Source organism: Yoonia sp., from assembly GCF_965660735.1.
In the GTDB taxonomy this organism is placed as follows: domain Bacteria; phylum Pseudomonadota; class Alphaproteobacteria; order Rhodobacterales; family Rhodobacteraceae; genus Yoonia.
Genome location: NZ_CBFIBD010000019.1, coordinates 1 through 15,470, shown reverse-complemented (window position 1 = coordinate 15,470; position 15,470 = coordinate 1). Strand labels below are relative to the sequence as shown.

Genomic DNA, 15,470 nt, shown 5'->3' with positions numbered 1-15,470 from the left:
GGCGCAGGTGGTCAACCCCCAAATGCTGTCACGGCTGGATAAGTCGCTTTGCATTGTCTATATGGCCGCCATGAGCGCACGGGAACTGACATATATACCTTTCATGAAGATGCACGGGCTGGGCAACGACTTTGTCGTGGTCGACGAACGGGGTATCGCGCCGCGTATCGACGCAGGGCTTGCCGTGGCCATGGCTGACCGGCATCGCGGCGTTGGGTTCGACCAGCTGGCGGTATTGTCTGACAGCGTGGATTCAGATGTGCATCTGGTATTCTGGAACAGCGATGGATCACTCTCTGCGGCCTGCGGAAATGCGACGCGGTGTATTGCCCGGTACCTGATGGATCAGACCGGCAAGTCGGAATTGGTGATTACCACTGATCGCGGCAGCCTGTTTGCGCAGGACGCGGGCAATGGGCAGACGGCAGTCAACATGGGCCAACCACAGCTGGATTGGCAGGAAATCCCCCTGGCGCGTGATGTGGACACGCTGCACCTGCCGATTGAAGGTGATCCTGTCGCGACGGGCATGGGCAACCCGCATTGCACCTTTTTCGTCGATAATGCGGAAGCGGTCGATCTGGTCACGGGCGGTTCCGCGATGGAACACCACCCGCTTTACCCGCAACGGACCAATGTGCAATTCGCCAGCCTGGTCGCACCGGACCATCTGCGGATGCGGGTCTGGGAACGCGGGGTTGGGGTGACGCTAGCATCTGGGTCGTCGTCTTGCGCCACGGCAGTCGCCGCAGCACGGCGGGGCCTGACCGGGCGCGACGTGCGGGTTGATCTGGATGGCGGCACGCTTAAAATTTCCTGGCGCGCCGACGGGGTTTGGATGACAGGCCCGACGGCACATGTGTTCGACGGGCAATGGTGGCTGTGATGGATCGCAAAGCACCTATATTTTCCAACCATGGTTGCCGGCTGAACGCCTATGAAACAGAGGCGATGAAGGAATTGGCAAACGCCCATGGCATCGATAACGCTGTGATCGTGAACACCTGCGCCGTCACAGCCGAGGCCGTGCGCAAGGCGCGTCAGGACATCCGCAAGTTGCGGCGCGACAATCCCAATGCCCGGCTGATCGTTACGGGCTGCGCCGCCCAGACCGAACCAGACACCTTTGCCAATATGGCCGAAGTCGATGTGGTGTTGGGCAATACCGAGAAAATGAACCCCGCGACGTGGGCTGGCCTGGCACCCGACCTGATCGGCCAGACCGAGCCGGTGCAGGTGGATGATATCATGTCGGTGACTGAAACCGCCGGCCACCTGATTGATGGCTTTGGCACCCGCAGCCGCGCGTATGTGCAGGTGCAGAACGGTTGCGACCACCGCTGCACATTCTGCATCATCCCGTTTGGGCGCGGCAATTCGCGCTCGGTCCCGGCGGGCGTTGTGGTGGACCAGATAAAGCGGCTGGTCGATACCGGCTATAACGAGGTCGTGCTGACCGGCGTTGACCTGACAAGCTGGGGGGCCGACCTGCCCGGCCTGCCAAAGCTGGGCGATCTGGTAATGCGCATCCTGAAACTGGTGCCGGACCTGCCGCGCCTGCGGATCAGCTCGATCGACAGTATCGAGGTAGATGAAAACCTGCTGGCTGCAATCGCCACCGAACCGCGCCTGATGCCGCATCTTCATCTGTCGCTGCAACATGGCGACGACATGATCCTGAAACGGATGAAGCGGCGGCACCTGCGCGACGACGCGATCCGGTTCACTGAAACCGCCAGCAAACTGCGGCCCGATATGACCTATGGGGCAGATATCATCGCCGGATTTCCAACTGAAACCGACGCGATGTTCGCCAACGCACTGGCGCTGGTGCGGGACTGCAACCTCACTTGGCTGCACGTCTTTCCTTATTCTCCCCGACCGGGAACGCCTGCGGCCCGGATGCCGCAGGTGAACGGCAAACTGATCAAATCACGCGCTGCCCGGCTACGGGCTGCGGGGCAGGCACAGGTCGCGACCCATCTGGAACAACAAGTCGGCAAAACGCACAATATCCTGCTGGAAAACCCGCGCATGGGCCGGACCGAGCAGTTCACCGAAGTCACCTTTGCGACAGACCAACCCGAAAGCCAGATCATCCGCGCCCGCATCACCGGGCACAACGATCAGGCCCTTATCGCCTGACGCTTCTTCAGAGTTCAAATATCCCCGCCGGAGGCATCCTGACCCATGCCACACCTTCCGATCCTTTGGTCCTTCAGGCGCTGCCCCTATGCCATGCGGGCAAGGCTGGCGATCCTGTCCAGCGGACAGCAGGTGGAACTGCGTGAAATCCTGCTGCGCGATAAACCGACTGCTTTTCTTGCGACATCCCCAAAAGGCACCGTGCCGGTGCTGAACACCGGCGCTACGGTGATCGCGGAAAGCCGTGACATCATGCTGTGGGCGCTGCGCTGCTCTGACCCGGAATGCTGGCTGGACATGCCCGCCGAAGGGCACGCGCTGATCGACCGTTGCGATGGGCCGTTCAAAAAGGCGCTTGATCATACCAAATACGCGGTCCGCTACCCGGATCTTGATCCGGACCACGCGCGGGACAAAGCGATGGATTTCCTGCGTGATCTCAATGATCGGCTGAGCGAAACGCCGTTTCTGACCGGACCTGACCGCCGTCTCGCCGATATGGCGATTCTGCCGTTTGTGCGGCAATTTGCGCATATCGACCGCGGCTGGTTCGATGCGCAGGGTCTGGGCCCGCTGCGCCGCTGGCTGGATGATTTCCTGCAATCTGATACCTTTGCCGGGGTCATGACGAAATACCCACCTTGGCAAGACGGACAAGATCGGGTCTTGTTCGGGTAAATCGATCCTGAAAGGTCCCGCCATGATGAAGTTGATCACCTCGCCCCCGTCACCGTTCGCCCGCAAGGTGCGTGTGCTGCTGCGCGAAACCGACATGCTGGACCAGGTGGAAGAGGTAAACGTGTCAACGACGCCGCTTGCGTCTGACCCAACGATACTGGCCGCGAATCCCACCGGGAAAATCCCTGCGCTGCTGCGCGATGATGGTCCGGCAATCTATGACAGTCGTGTCATTACCCGTTATCTTGACGATCTGGCGGGTGGCCATCTTTATCCGCAAAGCCGGATCTGGGAGGTCCTGACGCTAGAAGCGACGGCGGATGCGATCATGGATGCGGCTATTGTGATGACCTATGAAATGCGGTTCCGTCCATCGCAACAGCAATCGCCCGAATGGCTGGATGCGCAGTGGGGCAAGGCCAGCCGTGCGGTCGGCGCCATCAACACCCGCTGGATGAGCCACCTGAGCGGCCCGCTGAACATCGGGCAGATCGCGGTCGGCTGCGCGCTATCCTATCTTGATCTACGGCACGACGCGCGCAACTGGCGCGACGGCAATATCACACTTGCTGCGTGGCACGCGGATTGGGTGCAGCGCGATAGCATGATCGCAACCGCGCCCGAATAATCTTCAGAAGTTGAAGCTGACGCCAAGATTGACCGCGTTCGTCACGACATCGGTTTCGAGCGTGCCGCCGGTATCCAGATCGGCCTTGTTCGACGAATAGGTGCCTTTGTATTCACCAAAGACCGACCATCTGTCGTTGATCGGATAGCTGGCACCGGCAATCACGGTCGCCGCCGGTCCTGTGATCTGATAGCCAAAGGTTTCAGAGCCTGGCGCCGTGACTTCCACATGTGGAATGGCCAGACCCAGCCCGCCGCCGATATAGGGGCTGACGTCACCGAATGCGCCGTTCCACCGGCGATAGGCGTTCACGGTCAGCGTATTCAACCCATCCGTCATTTCCAGCACGTCATAGCCGGGAGGCAATTCTTTGGGATAGATTTTGTTATGTGCGAAATCGAGCCCGTAGCCGAACCCGCTTTCCCGCCATTTTGTCGCGCGGATCCCGTAATATGGCGGGGCATCACCGGAACGGCCTTCCCAATCGATCGAAAAATCGCCGTTAGGGATGACGCTGTCGTTCCGAACCGTAACATCCGACGCATTGGCTGATTGCACGCCACCATAAAAGCTCAACTCTACCTCTGCGGCGGCAGACGTTGTCGCGGCGATCAGAAGTAAAAAGGCGGCAGCAGGGCGGATCATCGAATCAGTTCCCAAAAAATGTCATCACGACTCATGGGTTAAATTGAGAGGCCTACTCTCACAAGTAAACACTATCTCACAATTAAGGGATGCACCTGATCTGTGTCAGTGTCGACACAGGCTGATCTGAAAAACCGGTGGAATGGCGAAATTGGCGGCAGAAGGTGTAAATTATATCGTCAGGTCTGTTGCAAATATCGAACATCGCAAATGAAAGCTCCCGCTCGCGCCCGGCCGTTACGGGGGCAACCGGCCAGCGTTTTGATGACATGGCGGCAAACCAAAGCCCCCTGCGCCCGAATGTCCGCTGGACGTATCAGTATTTGATGGCTAAACAGCGCCGGAATGGACTATCGGCGACGTTGGTCTAATTTTTCGGGTGGGCGATAAGCCCGCAAACATCGGAGATGCACACCGTGTCACATGCAGACGAACACCAAGGCACACGCCGCGACTTCCTGTATTACGCAACCGCCGGTGCCGGCGCTGTTGTAACAGGGGCCGCCGTCTGGCCGCTGGTCAACCAAATGAACCCTTCCGCCGACGTTCTCGCGCTCGCGTCGATCCGCGTTGATATCAGCGCGGTCGACCCGGGCACACAGTTGACGGTCTTGTGGCAGGGCAAACCAGTTTTCATCCGCGCCCGCACCGAAGATGAAATTGCGCAGGCGCGTGATATCGACCTTGGCGATCTGCCTGATCAACGCGCGGAAAATGAAAACCTTGATCCAAGCGCCACTGCGGCAGATGAAAACCGCGCCCTGTCAGAAGACGGGGTTTGGCTTGTCCAGATGGGGGTTTGCACCCACCTCGGATGCGTTCCTCTGGGTGAACAGGGTGATTTTGGCGGCTGGTTCTGCCCCTGCCACGGGTCACACTACGATACCTCTGGCCGGATCCGCAAAGGGCCCGCGCCGCGCAACCTTCCTGTGCCCGTCGCGTCTTTCGTCGACGAAACAACAATTCAACTGGGTTAAGGAGAAAGCGCCATGGCTGGTATCCCCCACGACCATTACGAACCAAAGTCCGGCGGCGAAAAGTGGCTGCATTCGCGGCTGCCCATTGTCGGGCTGATCTATGACACCCTGATGCTGCCCACACCCAAGAACCTGAACTGGATGTGGATCTGGGGTATTGTGCTGACCTTTACGTTGATCCTGCAAATTGCGACTGGCGTCGTTCTGGTGATGCATTACGTGCCGCATGTAGACATGGCGTTCACATCCGTCGAACACATCATGCGCAACGTGAATGGCGGGCATATGATCCGCTATTTCCACATGAACGGCGCGTCGTTGTTCTTTGTGGCGGTTTATCTGCACATGTTCCGCTCGCTCTACTATGGGTCTTACAAGGCCCCCCGCGAGGTGACGTGGATCATCGGGATGCTGATGTATCTGATCATGATGGGCACCGCGTTCATGGGTTACGTCCTGCCATGGGGCCAGATGTCGTTCCACGGCACTGCCGTGATCACCGGCCTGTTCGGCGCGATCCCGTTCATCGGTGATTCCGTTCAGACATGGCTGCTGGGCGCGTCCGCCGTGGGCCAGCCTGCGCTGAACCGCTTCTTTTCGCTGCACTATCTGTTGCCCTTCGTTCTGCTGGGTCTGACGATCGTGCATATCTGGGCCTTCCACACGACCGGCAACAACAACCCCACCGGGGTTGAGGTCCGCCGCACCTCCAAGGAAGACGCGGAAAAAGACACGCTGCCGTTCTGGCCCTACTTCGTGATCAAGGATCTGTTCGCACTTGCGATCATCCTGGCGGTGTTCGTGGCGATTGTCGGGTTTATGCCAAACTACCTTGGCCACCCTGACAACTACATTCCTGCGAATGCCCTGGTGACACCATCGCACATCGTGCCGGAATGGTATTTCCTGCCCTTCTACGCGATCCTGCGGGCGTTCACCGCTGACGTCTGGGTCGTGCAGATCGTCCAGTTCCTGAGCTTTGGCATCATTGATGCGAAATTCTTTGGTGTATTGGCAATGTTCGGCGCGATTGCCGTGATGGCGCTGGCCCCCTGGCTGGACACATCTTCGGTCCGGTCCGGCCGCTATCGTCCGATGTTCAAGTGGTGGTTCGCGCTGCTTGTCGTCGATTTCATCGTCCTGATGTGGGTTGGTGCCCGTCCGGCGCAGTTCCCCTATGACTGGATTTCGTTGATCGCATCGACCTACTGGTTTGCGTATTTCCTGGTGATCCTGCCGCTGCTTGGCGTGCTGGAAAAACCACAGACACCGCCAGCCACCATCGAAGAAGACTTCAACGCGCACTACGCGCCGAAAGATGGCGGTTCCGCTGCCGTCAATCCGGCCGAGTGAGAAAGGACAAAACACAATGTTCCGCAAACTCACACTGACCGCAGCCACAGCAATGGCGCTCACAACAGCGCCCGTCATGGCCGCCGAAGTCGAAACGCATATTACCGACTATGCATTCCCATTCGAGGGACCATTCGGCAGCTATGACCAGATGCAGCTGCAACGCGGCCTTCAGGTCTACACCGAGATCTGTTCAGCCTGTCACGGGCTTGAACTGGTCGCATTCCGCAACCTGCATGATGAAGGCGGCCCCGGCCTGCCCGAAGACCAGATGCGTGCCTATGCGGAATTTTACGAAGTGTTCGACCAGGCCCTGTTCGATGGCGAAGGCGATTTTCGGCCAGCGACACCTGCCGATAAATTCCCCGGCTCGTCACTGTCCAACGCGCCCGACCTGTCACTGATGGCCAAGGCCCGCGCCGGGTTCCACGGGCCCGCAGGCACTGGGATTGCCCAGCTGGTCAAGGGCATGGGTGGCGCCGAATATATCGCATCACTGCTTGCCGGTTACGAAGAAGAACCGGAATGCGCACTCGAAGGCGAGCCGATGGACGGCTACTATAACGTGGCTTTCGCCGCCGGTGGTTTCCCTGAAAGCTGCATCGACGAACACGGGCATCACATGGTGCCGGGCAGCTACATCGCGATGGCACCGCCACTTTATGGTGATGACGTGGAATTCGCCGATGGCCATTCCACCGAACTGGATTCAGTCGCACAGGATGTGTCCGCTTTCCTGATGTGGACAGCTGAACCGAAACTGGTTGCGCGCAAGCAGGCTGGCCTGACTGGCGTGATCTTCCTGACGGTGCTGTCGGTGCTGCTGTATCTGACGAACAAGCGCATCTGGGCGCCGCATAAGAAAAAACACTGATCCATGATCAATCAAAGGCCCGCCAATCTGGCGGGCCTTTTTCGTTGTGTAAGGTGGGTTTGCCGCGTTGCGACCTTAACCCGCTGTGTGGCCCAGATAGGTCGAAAGTGCCTTGGGCGGGTTCTCAAACAAATCCGCCGTTGCAACCGGGCTTGCCGCCACGCCGTCCGCTACCAGAACCACATCATCGGCAATCCGCTGTGCATCTTCGGGGTCATGGGTCACAATGATGATCAGTCGATCCGGGCCTGCAAGTTTCGTTTGCACCAGATCCAGCATCTCGTTTTTCAACCCGGGCCCAAGGGCCGAGAATGGTTCGTCCAGCAAAATCAGTGGTCTGTCCGCCAGCAACAGGCGCGCCAAGGCAGCACGACTTTGCTGACCACCCGACAAGGCAGCCGGCTTGCGCCCGCCAAGGCCCGCCAGCCCGACGTCGGCCAACACGGCATCGACCTGCGCCTTATCCCTCTGCGACAGACGCAATCCCGAGCGCAGCGCGAGCCCCACATTCTGCGCCACGCTCAGATGCGGGAAAAGGTTATTGTCCTGAAACAAAATGCTGCACGGTCGCTGCCCCGGCGGCAAATCCGTCAGGTCGCGCCCGTCCCAAACGATGCGGCCCTGCGCCGGGGCGAAGAACCCCGCGATGGCTGACAACAGGGTTGATTTACCTGCGCCTGACGGTCCGATCAGGGCTGTCGTGCGCCCCTCTTCCAAGGACAGGTCGGCGCGCAAGCTGAAATCATCCTGCGCCAACAACAGATTTTCACAGGTCAGCATCGCGCCGCCCTCCTTGGTCACAGATCCAGAATATCGTAAATGTCAGCGTCACGAGGACCAATGCTGCGCCGGCAGCCGCCTCCATTCGGAAGGCACCCATCAGGCGGAACATGGCCAGCGGCAATGTCTCTTGCGCTTCGCCAGCGAACAGCGCGATCACGCCAAGATCCCCCATCGACAGCGCGGCAGCAATGCCTGCCCCGAACCCCAGTGGCCCGCGGACCCGCGGCAGCACGACAATGCGCACCCATGACCACCCCCGCAGGCCAAGTGCCGCGCCCAGGCGCCCGAAATCTGCCTGCACGTCGGCGACCGCCGGGGCAATGGCCCGCAGCACGAATGGCAAGGCCAGCGTTGCGTTGACCAGTGCCGTGACCACCAGTGCCAGCTTTGCGGGGTTGATGAAGGGAAAGACCAGCAAAAACGCCCCCGTGCCCACAACCAGCCCGGACGCCGCCAGTGGCAGCACACCGACAACAGCCACCACAGGACCACCCCAGAGCGCCAGCGTCAGCGCCAACACCACGCACAAAAGCGCCGATGCCACTGCCACCGCGATGGACCGCAATGCAGCCCACCAGATGCCAGCAGGCAGATCGGCAAGGCCGGGCAGCCCTTTCAACAGGATCATGGCCAGCGGCACGATCAGAAACAGCGTGGCAAGACTGATGACCAGGAAATCAATGACAGCCGGCCCGCTGTCCCAGCGTTGCACGATGCGGTCAAGTCCCGCACCCATCGTATCCTTTCCGGTGACACGCCAGGCGATTGTCGCAGCGACGGCACACAGCCCGAACTGCACACAAGCCAGCAGTGCCGCGCGCCCCAGATCGAAATCAAACCGTAGCGCCTGATAGATCGCCAGTTCGACCGTCGTTGCACGTGGCCCGCCGCCTAGTGTCAGCGCCACTGCAAAGCTGGTTAGGCAGATCAGGAAAATCACCAGAAAAACGCCGGGCACCACCGCCCGCAACATGGGCCATTCCAGCAAACGTCCCACCGGCGCGTTCAGGCTGGCCGCAAGTCGAAACCGTTCCGCCGGGATTGATAACCAACCCTGAAGGACAAGCCGGGTCGCGAGTGGCAGGTTGAAAAACACATGCGCCAGAACGACCCCATGAAAACCGTAGATCGACACCGGCGAAAGGCCCACCGCCGTCAGGGCGTCATTGACCAACCCACCGCGCCCGAACACGGCCAAAAGGCCGAATATGGCGACGATCACCGGCAAAAGAAACGGCGCACCCAACAAGGTGATCAGCACGTTGCGTCCGATAAACCGACGCCGCGCCAGGGCCCGCGCGACAGGTATCGCAAAAACCACACTGAGCGCTGCCGACACCAAAGCCTGCGTCACGGTGAAACGGATCGCAGACCAGTCCGCCGGCGACAGCCCGCCGCCCCATTCAGCCCGCCAACCGACAGCGGCCAGCGTGCCAAATGTCAGCACCAGCACCAACGCCCCAGACAGGGCGCCGGGCCAATGCGGCGTTAGCGGGACAGGGCGTTGCGCCATTCTTCAACGGCGACGGCGCGCGCCTCGGCTGCACCGCGTGGATCGAACAGCAACGCCTCTTGCGGGGTCATGAGCGTTTCAAACCCGTCCGGCAAACCGCCATCGGGCAGCACCGCAGGATACATCCAGTTGGTCGTCGGGATCACGCTTTGGAATGCGTCCGTCACCATAAAGGCGAGAAACTGATCGGCCAGTTCAGGCTGATCGGTGCCTGCAACCTTGCCCGCAACCTCGATCTGCAAATAATGCCCTTCGTCGAATGACCAGGCAACCTTGCTTGCGTCTTCTTCGGCGATCAGATGATAGGCCGGCGAAGTCGTATAGGACAGCACCGCATCGGCTTCGCCATCCAGGAACAACCCGTAAGCCTCGGACCAACCGGGGGTGACGGTCACGATATTGTCGGTCAGATCGGCCCAAAGCGCCGCGGCCTCGTCACCATAGGCCGCCTTGACCCACATCAGCAGGCCCAGACCGGGGGTGGATGAACGGGGATCCTGAATGACGATGGAAACATCGCTATCGGCCAGCGCGCGCAGCGATGCAGGCGCAGGTTCACCCGCATTGCCGACAAAGGCGAAGTAGCCCCAATCGAACGGCAGGAAATCCGGATCGGACCATTGCAGCGGCAGATCAAGATCGGCCACTACGCCATGGGGTGCGAAAAGCCCGGTTTCGCGGGCGGCCTCTGTCAGGTTGGTATCCAGCCCCAGCACGATATCGGCATCCGTGCTTGGCCCTTCCAATTGCAGACGGGCCAGCAAGGCCGCACCATCGCCTGCGCCGATAAATTGCAGATCGCAGGCACATTCGGCCTCGAACGCGGCTTCGATCGCGGGGCCGGGGCCCCATTCGCTTGTAAAGCTGTCATAGGTCAGAACTTGCAGCACCGGGGTCTGCGCCATTGCGCCCGTGGCACAAAGGGCGAGTCCCGCGACAACTGGCAGATAGATCGGTTTTTTCATCATATCCTCCAAATGCGACGGGCGGATTGGGGATAGCGCGATTGCGATACCTTCCCTCCGCCGGTCTTAACCGGTTCAGGTTCAACGGGTCTGCTTGCGCATCTCAGCCAGTCAAGGCCCCCCGAGGTGCCCAACAGCTAGGACGTATCAATGGCGATGACAAGGGAAACCTCTTGAGGAAGATTGTCGCGGCGGCTAGACCCGGCAAGCAAAAGGGGAACGCCATGTCATTCAACAGCTTTGGTCATCTTTTCCGCGTTACGACATGGGGTGAAAGTCACGGGCCGGCCTTGGGCGCGACGGTCGATGGATGCCCGCCGCGTGTGGCGCTTGAACCTGCCATGATCCAGCAGTGGCTGAACAGGCGCCGCCCCGGGCTGAACAAGAACACCACCCAGCGTCAAGAGGCCGACGAGGTCGAAATCCTGTCCGGCGTGTTCGAGGGCCAGACAACCGGCACTCCGATCCAGTTGATGATCCGCAACACCGACCAGCGGTCCAAGGATTATGGTGATATTGCGCAGACATTCCGCCCCGGGCATGCCGACATCACTTATCACCAGAAATATGGCATCCGCGATTATCGCGGCGGTGGGCGGTCGTCGGCACGTGAAACCGCATCGCGTGTGGCCGCAGGCGGTGTCGCGCGCGAGGCGATCCGCGCCATGGCACCCGGCGTGCAGATCAGGGGCTATATGACCCAGATGGGCACCAAGCAGATCGACCGGTCGCGCATGGATTGGGACCAGATCGATCATAACGACTTCTTTTGCCCGGATGCGCAGGCGGCGGGCGAATGGGAAGAGTATTTGCAATGGCTGCGCAAGGATGACCATAATTCGGTTGGCGCCATTATCGAGGTTGTCGCGCGTGGCGTCCCTGCGGGGATCGGCGCGCCTGTTTACGGCAAGCTGGACACTGATCTGGCCGCCGCGATGATGTCGATCAACGCAGTCAAGGGCGTGGAGATCGGCGAAGGCATGGCCGCCGCTGCGCTGACCGGACGTGACAACGCGGACGAGATTTTCATGGGAAACGACGGCCAGCCCGTCTATTCATCGAACCACGCAGGTGGCATTCTGGGCGGGATCAGCACCGGTCAGGACGTTGTGGTGCGGTTCGCGGTCAAGCCGACGTCGTCGATCTTGTCGCCTCGCAAGTCCATCCGCATGGACGGCAGCCCAACCGAGGTCATCACAAAGGGCCGCCACGACCCTTGCGTCGGTATCCGCGCCGTTCCCGTGGGCGAAGCGATGATGGCCTGTGTCATTCTGGATCATCTTTTGCTGGATCGCGGGCAGACAGGCGGTGTGCGGGGCCAGATCGGCTAGGCCTGTTTCGATAGCTGCACAGCCAGAATGCCACCAGCGATGATGGCCACGCCGACAATATCCAACACGCCGATCGCTTCACCCAATATCATGGCGGCAATCGCGACCCCCAGAAACGGATTGAGAAAATGGAAGGTGGATGCCTTGACCGTTCCGATCCGGCCAACCAGCAGAAACCAGACCAGCGTTGCTGCCAGGCCGGGCACAAGCGTAGTGTAAATAAACGCCACGACCAGCTGCCAGTTCCAGATGATGTTGTCCAACGTCTCGAACGCCAGTGCGGGCACCCACAGTATCGCGCTGCCCACCAGCATTTGCAGTCCGACAATCATCAGCACGTTGCCGTTCCATTGCGCACGCCCCACCGCCAGCGTTGCCGCCGTCAGCGAGAAAACCCCAAGCAGCACCAGAACAAAGCCAAACGGGTCCACCCCGCCCTGTATCCGCGCGCCCATGATCAACACGACGCCAAACACCCCGGCGATCAGCCCCGCAACGCCCAGTGGCCGGACCTTTGCGCCAAAGATCAGCCAGCCCGCCAAGGCAACCAGCAAGGGCATGGTCGATGCAATGATCGCAGCGAATGACGCTTCGACTGTCTGCATCGCCACAAAATTCAACCCCAGATAAAGCGCGTTCTGGCAAACGCCAAACACGACGACGGCCAGCCACTGCGCTCGCGTCAGCCGTGCGGATTGGCCCAGCGCCCACGCGATTGCGACACCCAGCAAGCCCGATATCAGGAACCGCAGCGCCAGCGCGCTGAGCGGTGGTGCATATTCGACAATCACCCGCGCCGAGGTAAAGGCCGAGGACCACATTGCCGCAAAGGCAACACCCATGATAATCGCTTTGATATCCATGGTTTCGCCTAACGCGTTTTTGTGGCGGACGGAATGCGCAGAATGGTATTTTTGCGTGAATCTCGCAGGTCAGAAGGCCCCGTCGCGCAGCGGCCGGTGAAATAGCGCGATCGATGCTGCTTCAGTCCTAGACACCTGCCTCGTTCAGTTTCTGCTGTCTGATCTCACGTTCAACGGGCGACAGCATGCCGCGCGCGTGGGACATGTTCGGCGGCGGACTTGTTCCCGCCTTAAAAGCGGGAAGAAACTCGCGGCTGCTGCGTTATCATGGCAATTCCCACGTCTGCTCATGCTGGCTTGCAGGTTGTGCTGACCTACGAACACCACACAAATTCGATTCATGTCCAGGTTGGGGAAAACTCAAGAAACTGTAAAATTTGCATTTTTTAAGTGGTGACCCCGGCAGGATTCGAACCTGCAACCTGCCCCTTAGGAGGGGGCTGCTCTATCCAGTTGAGCCACGGGACCACTTGGGTCTTTCAATGCCTGCCTTTGCGCATCTGGTCAACGGCCCAAAGGCTCGTTATCAATGGGGACAGCACTGCAATCAGGACATCTTTGTGAACAGTAAGAACAAACGCCCGCTGACCCTGCGCGATGTATCCGAGGCATCCGGCGTCAGTGAAATGACCGTCAGCCGTGTTCTGCGTAACAAAGGCGACGTCAGCGAGGCCACGCGAAAAAAGGTGCAGGACGCCGCAAAAAGGCTTGGATATGTGCCCAACAAGATCGCCGGCGCGCTGGCGTCGCAGCGGGTCAATCTGGTGGGTGTGATCATTCCGTCGCTGGGCAACATGGTATTCCCCGAGGTTCTTGCCGGTATTTCCCAGGTGCTGGAGGATACGGACCTGCAACCCGTCGTGGGCGTCACGGACTATCTGCCTGAAAAGGAAGAAAAGGTTTTGTTCGAAATGCTGTCCTGGCGGCCTTCGGGGGTGATCATTGCAGGGCTGGAACATTCCGAAGCATCGCGCGCGATGCTGGAACGCGCGGGGATTCCTGTGGTCGAGATCATGGATACCGACGGCGAACCGGTGGATGCCTGTGTCGGCATTTCGCACCGGCGGGCGGGCCGCAAGATGGCCGAGGCGATTATCGCCGCAGGATATAAAAAGATCGGGTTCATGGGCACCAAGATGCCGCTGGACCACCGCGCGCGCAAACGGTTCGAGGGTTTCACGCGGACACTGGCCAAGGCCGGCATTGAGATTGCAGATCAGGAATTTTATTCCGGCGGATCCGCGCTGGCCAAGGGCCGCGAGATGACCGCCAAGATGATCGCGCGCAGTCCCGATCTTGATTTTCTATACTATTCCAATGACATGATCGGTGCGGGTGGTCTGTTATATTTGCTGGAAAAGGGCATTGATGTGCCCGGCCAAATCGGGCTCGCCGGATTTAACGGTGTCGAGTTGCTGGACGGTTTGCCACGCCAGCTTGCCACGATGGATGCCTGCCGCCGCGAAATCGGTATCAAGGCCGCCCAAATCATCGCCGCGCATAATGCGGGGGAAACGCCGGTCGATGGACCGGTCATCTCGCTCAGCCCGAAACTGGCGTATGGTGATACATTGCGCCGCAGCTGAACCGGACATGAAAGACAGGCAAAAGGCACCACCACAGTGGTGCCTTTCATTTTGATTAACGCGTTCGGTTACAGTCCCAGTTTCGAGTTCTTGTCGTAAAGAACAACGACGTTGTTCATACGGGCTTCCATGCCAAGGAAGGCATAGAACAGCTGGCTGCGCATTCCCGCGTCCAACTGCACGCCCGACAGCGACGCCTCCAGCGCTGGTTGGAGATTTTGCCATTCATCAACGACGTATTGCAGACTGTCCTCGATCTTTTTGGTAGGTGGTGGGCGCACACCGACACTTTCCAGACCGTTGCGCAGCGCGTTCAGCGTGTCTTCGAACAGTCGGCTTGTCGTGCGCAGGTCTTCGCTGGCCTGCTCGACGTTGACCCCCGATGCGATCAGGCACACGTCCTTTGACATCCGCTCGGCCAGCATCCGCTGTCGGCCGGCCAGATCAATCAGCAATGCATCCGCATGCAACAACGCAACCGGATCGGCATATTGGCCTGTAATTTCGCTGACCAGAATATTGGCGGTGTTGAGGATGGCATCACTTTGTTCCGCGATGGCCGCGATCTGCGCGGAATTGTTGGCGGTGATTTCTGTCGCAACCGCCTGTTCCAGCACAGGACCCCAGACCGTGTTTAGATCGCCAATGACCTGCAGGGTGCGCGGACGTGTTTCTTCGCCCAATATGCCAAAGCCCCGGTTTCCATACAGCAGGGCATCGCTGATCCGTTCGAACTGAAACGCCGAAATCTGGAGCACCGCGTTGCTTTCCGCTACGGCGATGCCGGCATTCAGGTTGCAGGCAGAAGCGATGATCCGCTGACTAAGCGTGCCAAGCTGACCAGCCAGGTTGATCCGCTCGCTTGAACCGACATCCGTCGTAAAGTTCTGCGCTGCGGTCCCGCTCGCCATGGTCAATCCAATGGCCGCGACCGATGCCAGCCGTGCCAGGGCACCATAGGTGAACCGGCGGTGTGAACGGCGAACCGGTCCGGTGGTTTTCGTGTTTACCATAATCTTTCCTCTGTCGTGCGCTGTCCCGCTGTCATCGGTCTGTGCAGGTTGGGCTGCGGGGGTCTGCATTGGCAGCCCCGCAGTTGCACCATCTGGATGCTCGCGGTTAATCTTGC

Annotated in this window: 15 protein-coding genes, 1 tRNA gene, 1 pseudogene and 1 riboswitch; of the genes and pseudogenes, 9 read left to right on the top strand and 8 right to left on the bottom strand. The window is 59.7% G+C overall.

Annotated elements, in window-relative coordinates; translation table 11 throughout:
- Positions 1-61 precede the first annotated feature (61 nt).
- Genes dapF through ACTG4B_RS08740 form a run of 4 tightly spaced genes read left to right on the top strand, consistent with a single transcriptional unit; the run spans position 62 to position 3,451 of the window.
- A complete protein-coding gene (gene dapF / locus ACTG4B_RS08755; RefSeq protein WP_439155348.1) occupies positions 62-886 on the top strand; it encodes a diaminopimelate epimerase in 825 nt (274 codons plus the stop codon).
- Positions 886-2,145 carry a tRNA (N(6)-L-threonylcarbamoyladenosine(37)-C(2))-methylthiotransferase MtaB gene (gene mtaB / locus ACTG4B_RS08750; protein WP_439155315.1) on the top strand — a complete coding sequence of 420 codons (1,260 nt, stop codon included), beginning with the start codon at positions 886-888 and terminating at the stop codon, positions 2,143-2,145. The genes dapF and mtaB overlap by 1 nt, the downstream gene beginning before the upstream one ends.
- 45 nt (positions 2,146-2,190) lie before the next feature.
- On the top strand, positions 2,191-2,823 hold the full coding sequence (locus ACTG4B_RS08745) for a glutathione S-transferase (RefSeq protein ID WP_439155314.1): 633 nt from the start codon (positions 2,191-2,193) through the stop codon (positions 2,821-2,823).
- Between the two features lie 25 nt (positions 2,824-2,848).
- Positions 2,849-3,451 carry a glutathione S-transferase gene (locus ACTG4B_RS08740; RefSeq protein ID WP_439155347.1) on the top strand — a complete coding sequence of 201 codons (603 nt, stop codon included), beginning with the start codon at positions 2,849-2,851 and terminating at the stop codon, positions 3,449-3,451.
- A 3-nt stretch (positions 3,452-3,454) separates the two neighbouring features.
- Here the strand turns inward: ACTG4B_RS08740 and ACTG4B_RS08735 are convergent, their stop codons facing one another.
- Positions 3,455-4,096, bottom strand: a complete 642-nt coding sequence (locus ACTG4B_RS08735; RefSeq protein ID WP_439155313.1) for an outer membrane protein — start codon at positions 4,094-4,096, stop codon at positions 3,455-3,457.
- 416 nt (positions 4,097-4,512) lie between these two features.
- Here ACTG4B_RS08735 and petA point away from each other — a divergent pair, with 416 nt between their 5' ends.
- From petA to ACTG4B_RS08720, 3 genes are read left to right on the top strand one after another with little or no spacing between them, the layout of a single operon-like run.
- Positions 4,513-5,073: a ubiquinol-cytochrome c reductase iron-sulfur subunit gene (gene petA, locus ACTG4B_RS08730; protein ID WP_439155312.1), complete on the top strand. Its 561-nt coding sequence runs from the start codon at positions 4,513-4,515 to the stop codon at positions 5,071-5,073.
- Between the two features lie 12 nt (positions 5,074-5,085).
- Complete coding sequence (locus tag ACTG4B_RS08725; protein WP_439155311.1) at positions 5,086-6,426, top strand: cytochrome b; 1,341 nt, start codon at positions 5,086-5,088, stop codon at positions 6,424-6,426.
- Positions 6,427-6,442: 16 nt separating this feature from the next.
- On the top strand, positions 6,443-7,300 hold the full coding sequence (locus ACTG4B_RS08720) for a cytochrome c1 (RefSeq protein WP_439155310.1): 858 nt from the start codon (positions 6,443-6,445) through the stop codon (positions 7,298-7,300).
- Positions 7,301-7,375: 75 nt separating this feature from the next.
- Here ACTG4B_RS08720 and ACTG4B_RS08715 read toward each other — a convergent pair whose 3' ends face one another.
- From ACTG4B_RS08715 to thiB, 3 genes are read right to left on the bottom strand one after another with little or no spacing between them, the layout of a single operon-like run.
- Entirely contained in the window at positions 7,376-8,080 is a 705-nt protein-coding gene (locus ACTG4B_RS08715) for a thiamine ABC transporter ATP-binding protein (RefSeq protein ID WP_439155309.1), read from the bottom strand.
- The gene (locus ACTG4B_RS08710) at positions 8,067-9,596 is read right to left on the bottom strand and encodes a thiamine/thiamine pyrophosphate ABC transporter permease ThiP (RefSeq protein ID WP_439155308.1); all 1,530 of its coding nucleotides are present in this window, start codon (positions 9,594-9,596) and stop codon (positions 8,067-8,069) included. The genes ACTG4B_RS08715 and ACTG4B_RS08710 overlap by 14 nt, the downstream gene beginning before the upstream one ends.
- A complete protein-coding gene (gene thiB, locus ACTG4B_RS08705; protein ID WP_439155307.1) occupies positions 9,572-10,561 on the bottom strand; it encodes a thiamine ABC transporter substrate binding subunit in 990 nt (329 codons plus the stop codon). The genes ACTG4B_RS08710 and thiB overlap by 25 nt, the downstream gene beginning before the upstream one ends.
- Before the next feature lie 35 nt (positions 10,562-10,596).
- A riboswitch (TPP riboswitch) is annotated at positions 10,597-10,695 on the bottom strand.
- A gap of 90 nt (positions 10,696-10,785) precedes the next feature.
- Here thiB and aroC point away from each other — a divergent pair.
- Positions 10,786-11,892, top strand: coding sequence for a chorismate synthase (gene aroC, locus ACTG4B_RS08700; protein WP_439155306.1), 1,107 nt, complete (start codon positions 10,786-10,788; stop codon positions 11,890-11,892).
- Here aroC and ACTG4B_RS08695 read toward each other — a convergent pair.
- The 3 genes and pseudogenes from ACTG4B_RS08695 to ACTG4B_RS08685 form a co-directional block, all read right to left on the bottom strand.
- Positions 11,889-12,755 carry a DMT family transporter gene (locus ACTG4B_RS08695; protein ID WP_439155305.1) on the bottom strand — a complete coding sequence of 289 codons (867 nt, stop codon included), beginning with the start codon at positions 12,753-12,755 and terminating at the stop codon, positions 11,889-11,891. The genes aroC and ACTG4B_RS08695 overlap by 4 nt on opposite strands.
- Positions 12,756-12,947: 192 nt before the next feature.
- A pseudogene (locus ACTG4B_RS08690) lies at positions 12,948-13,076 on the bottom strand (IS3 family transposase); the annotation flags it as partial.
- 70 nt (positions 13,077-13,146) lie between these two features.
- Positions 13,147-13,223, bottom strand: a tRNA-Arg gene (locus ACTG4B_RS08685).
- Between the two features lie 92 nt (positions 13,224-13,315).
- Between ACTG4B_RS08685 and ACTG4B_RS08680 the strand changes: the two genes are divergently transcribed.
- Positions 13,316-14,341 (top strand): LacI family DNA-binding transcriptional regulator, encoded by a 1,026-nt coding sequence (locus ACTG4B_RS08680; protein ID WP_439155304.1) that lies wholly within the window; start codon positions 13,316-13,318, stop codon positions 14,339-14,341.
- A gap of 68 nt (positions 14,342-14,409) precedes the next feature.
- Here ACTG4B_RS08680 and ACTG4B_RS08675 read toward each other — a convergent pair.
- Positions 14,410-15,470 (bottom strand): type IV pili methyl-accepting chemotaxis transducer N-terminal domain-containing protein (locus tag ACTG4B_RS08675; RefSeq protein WP_439155303.1); only part of this gene is annotated, 1,061 nt, incomplete at its 5' end.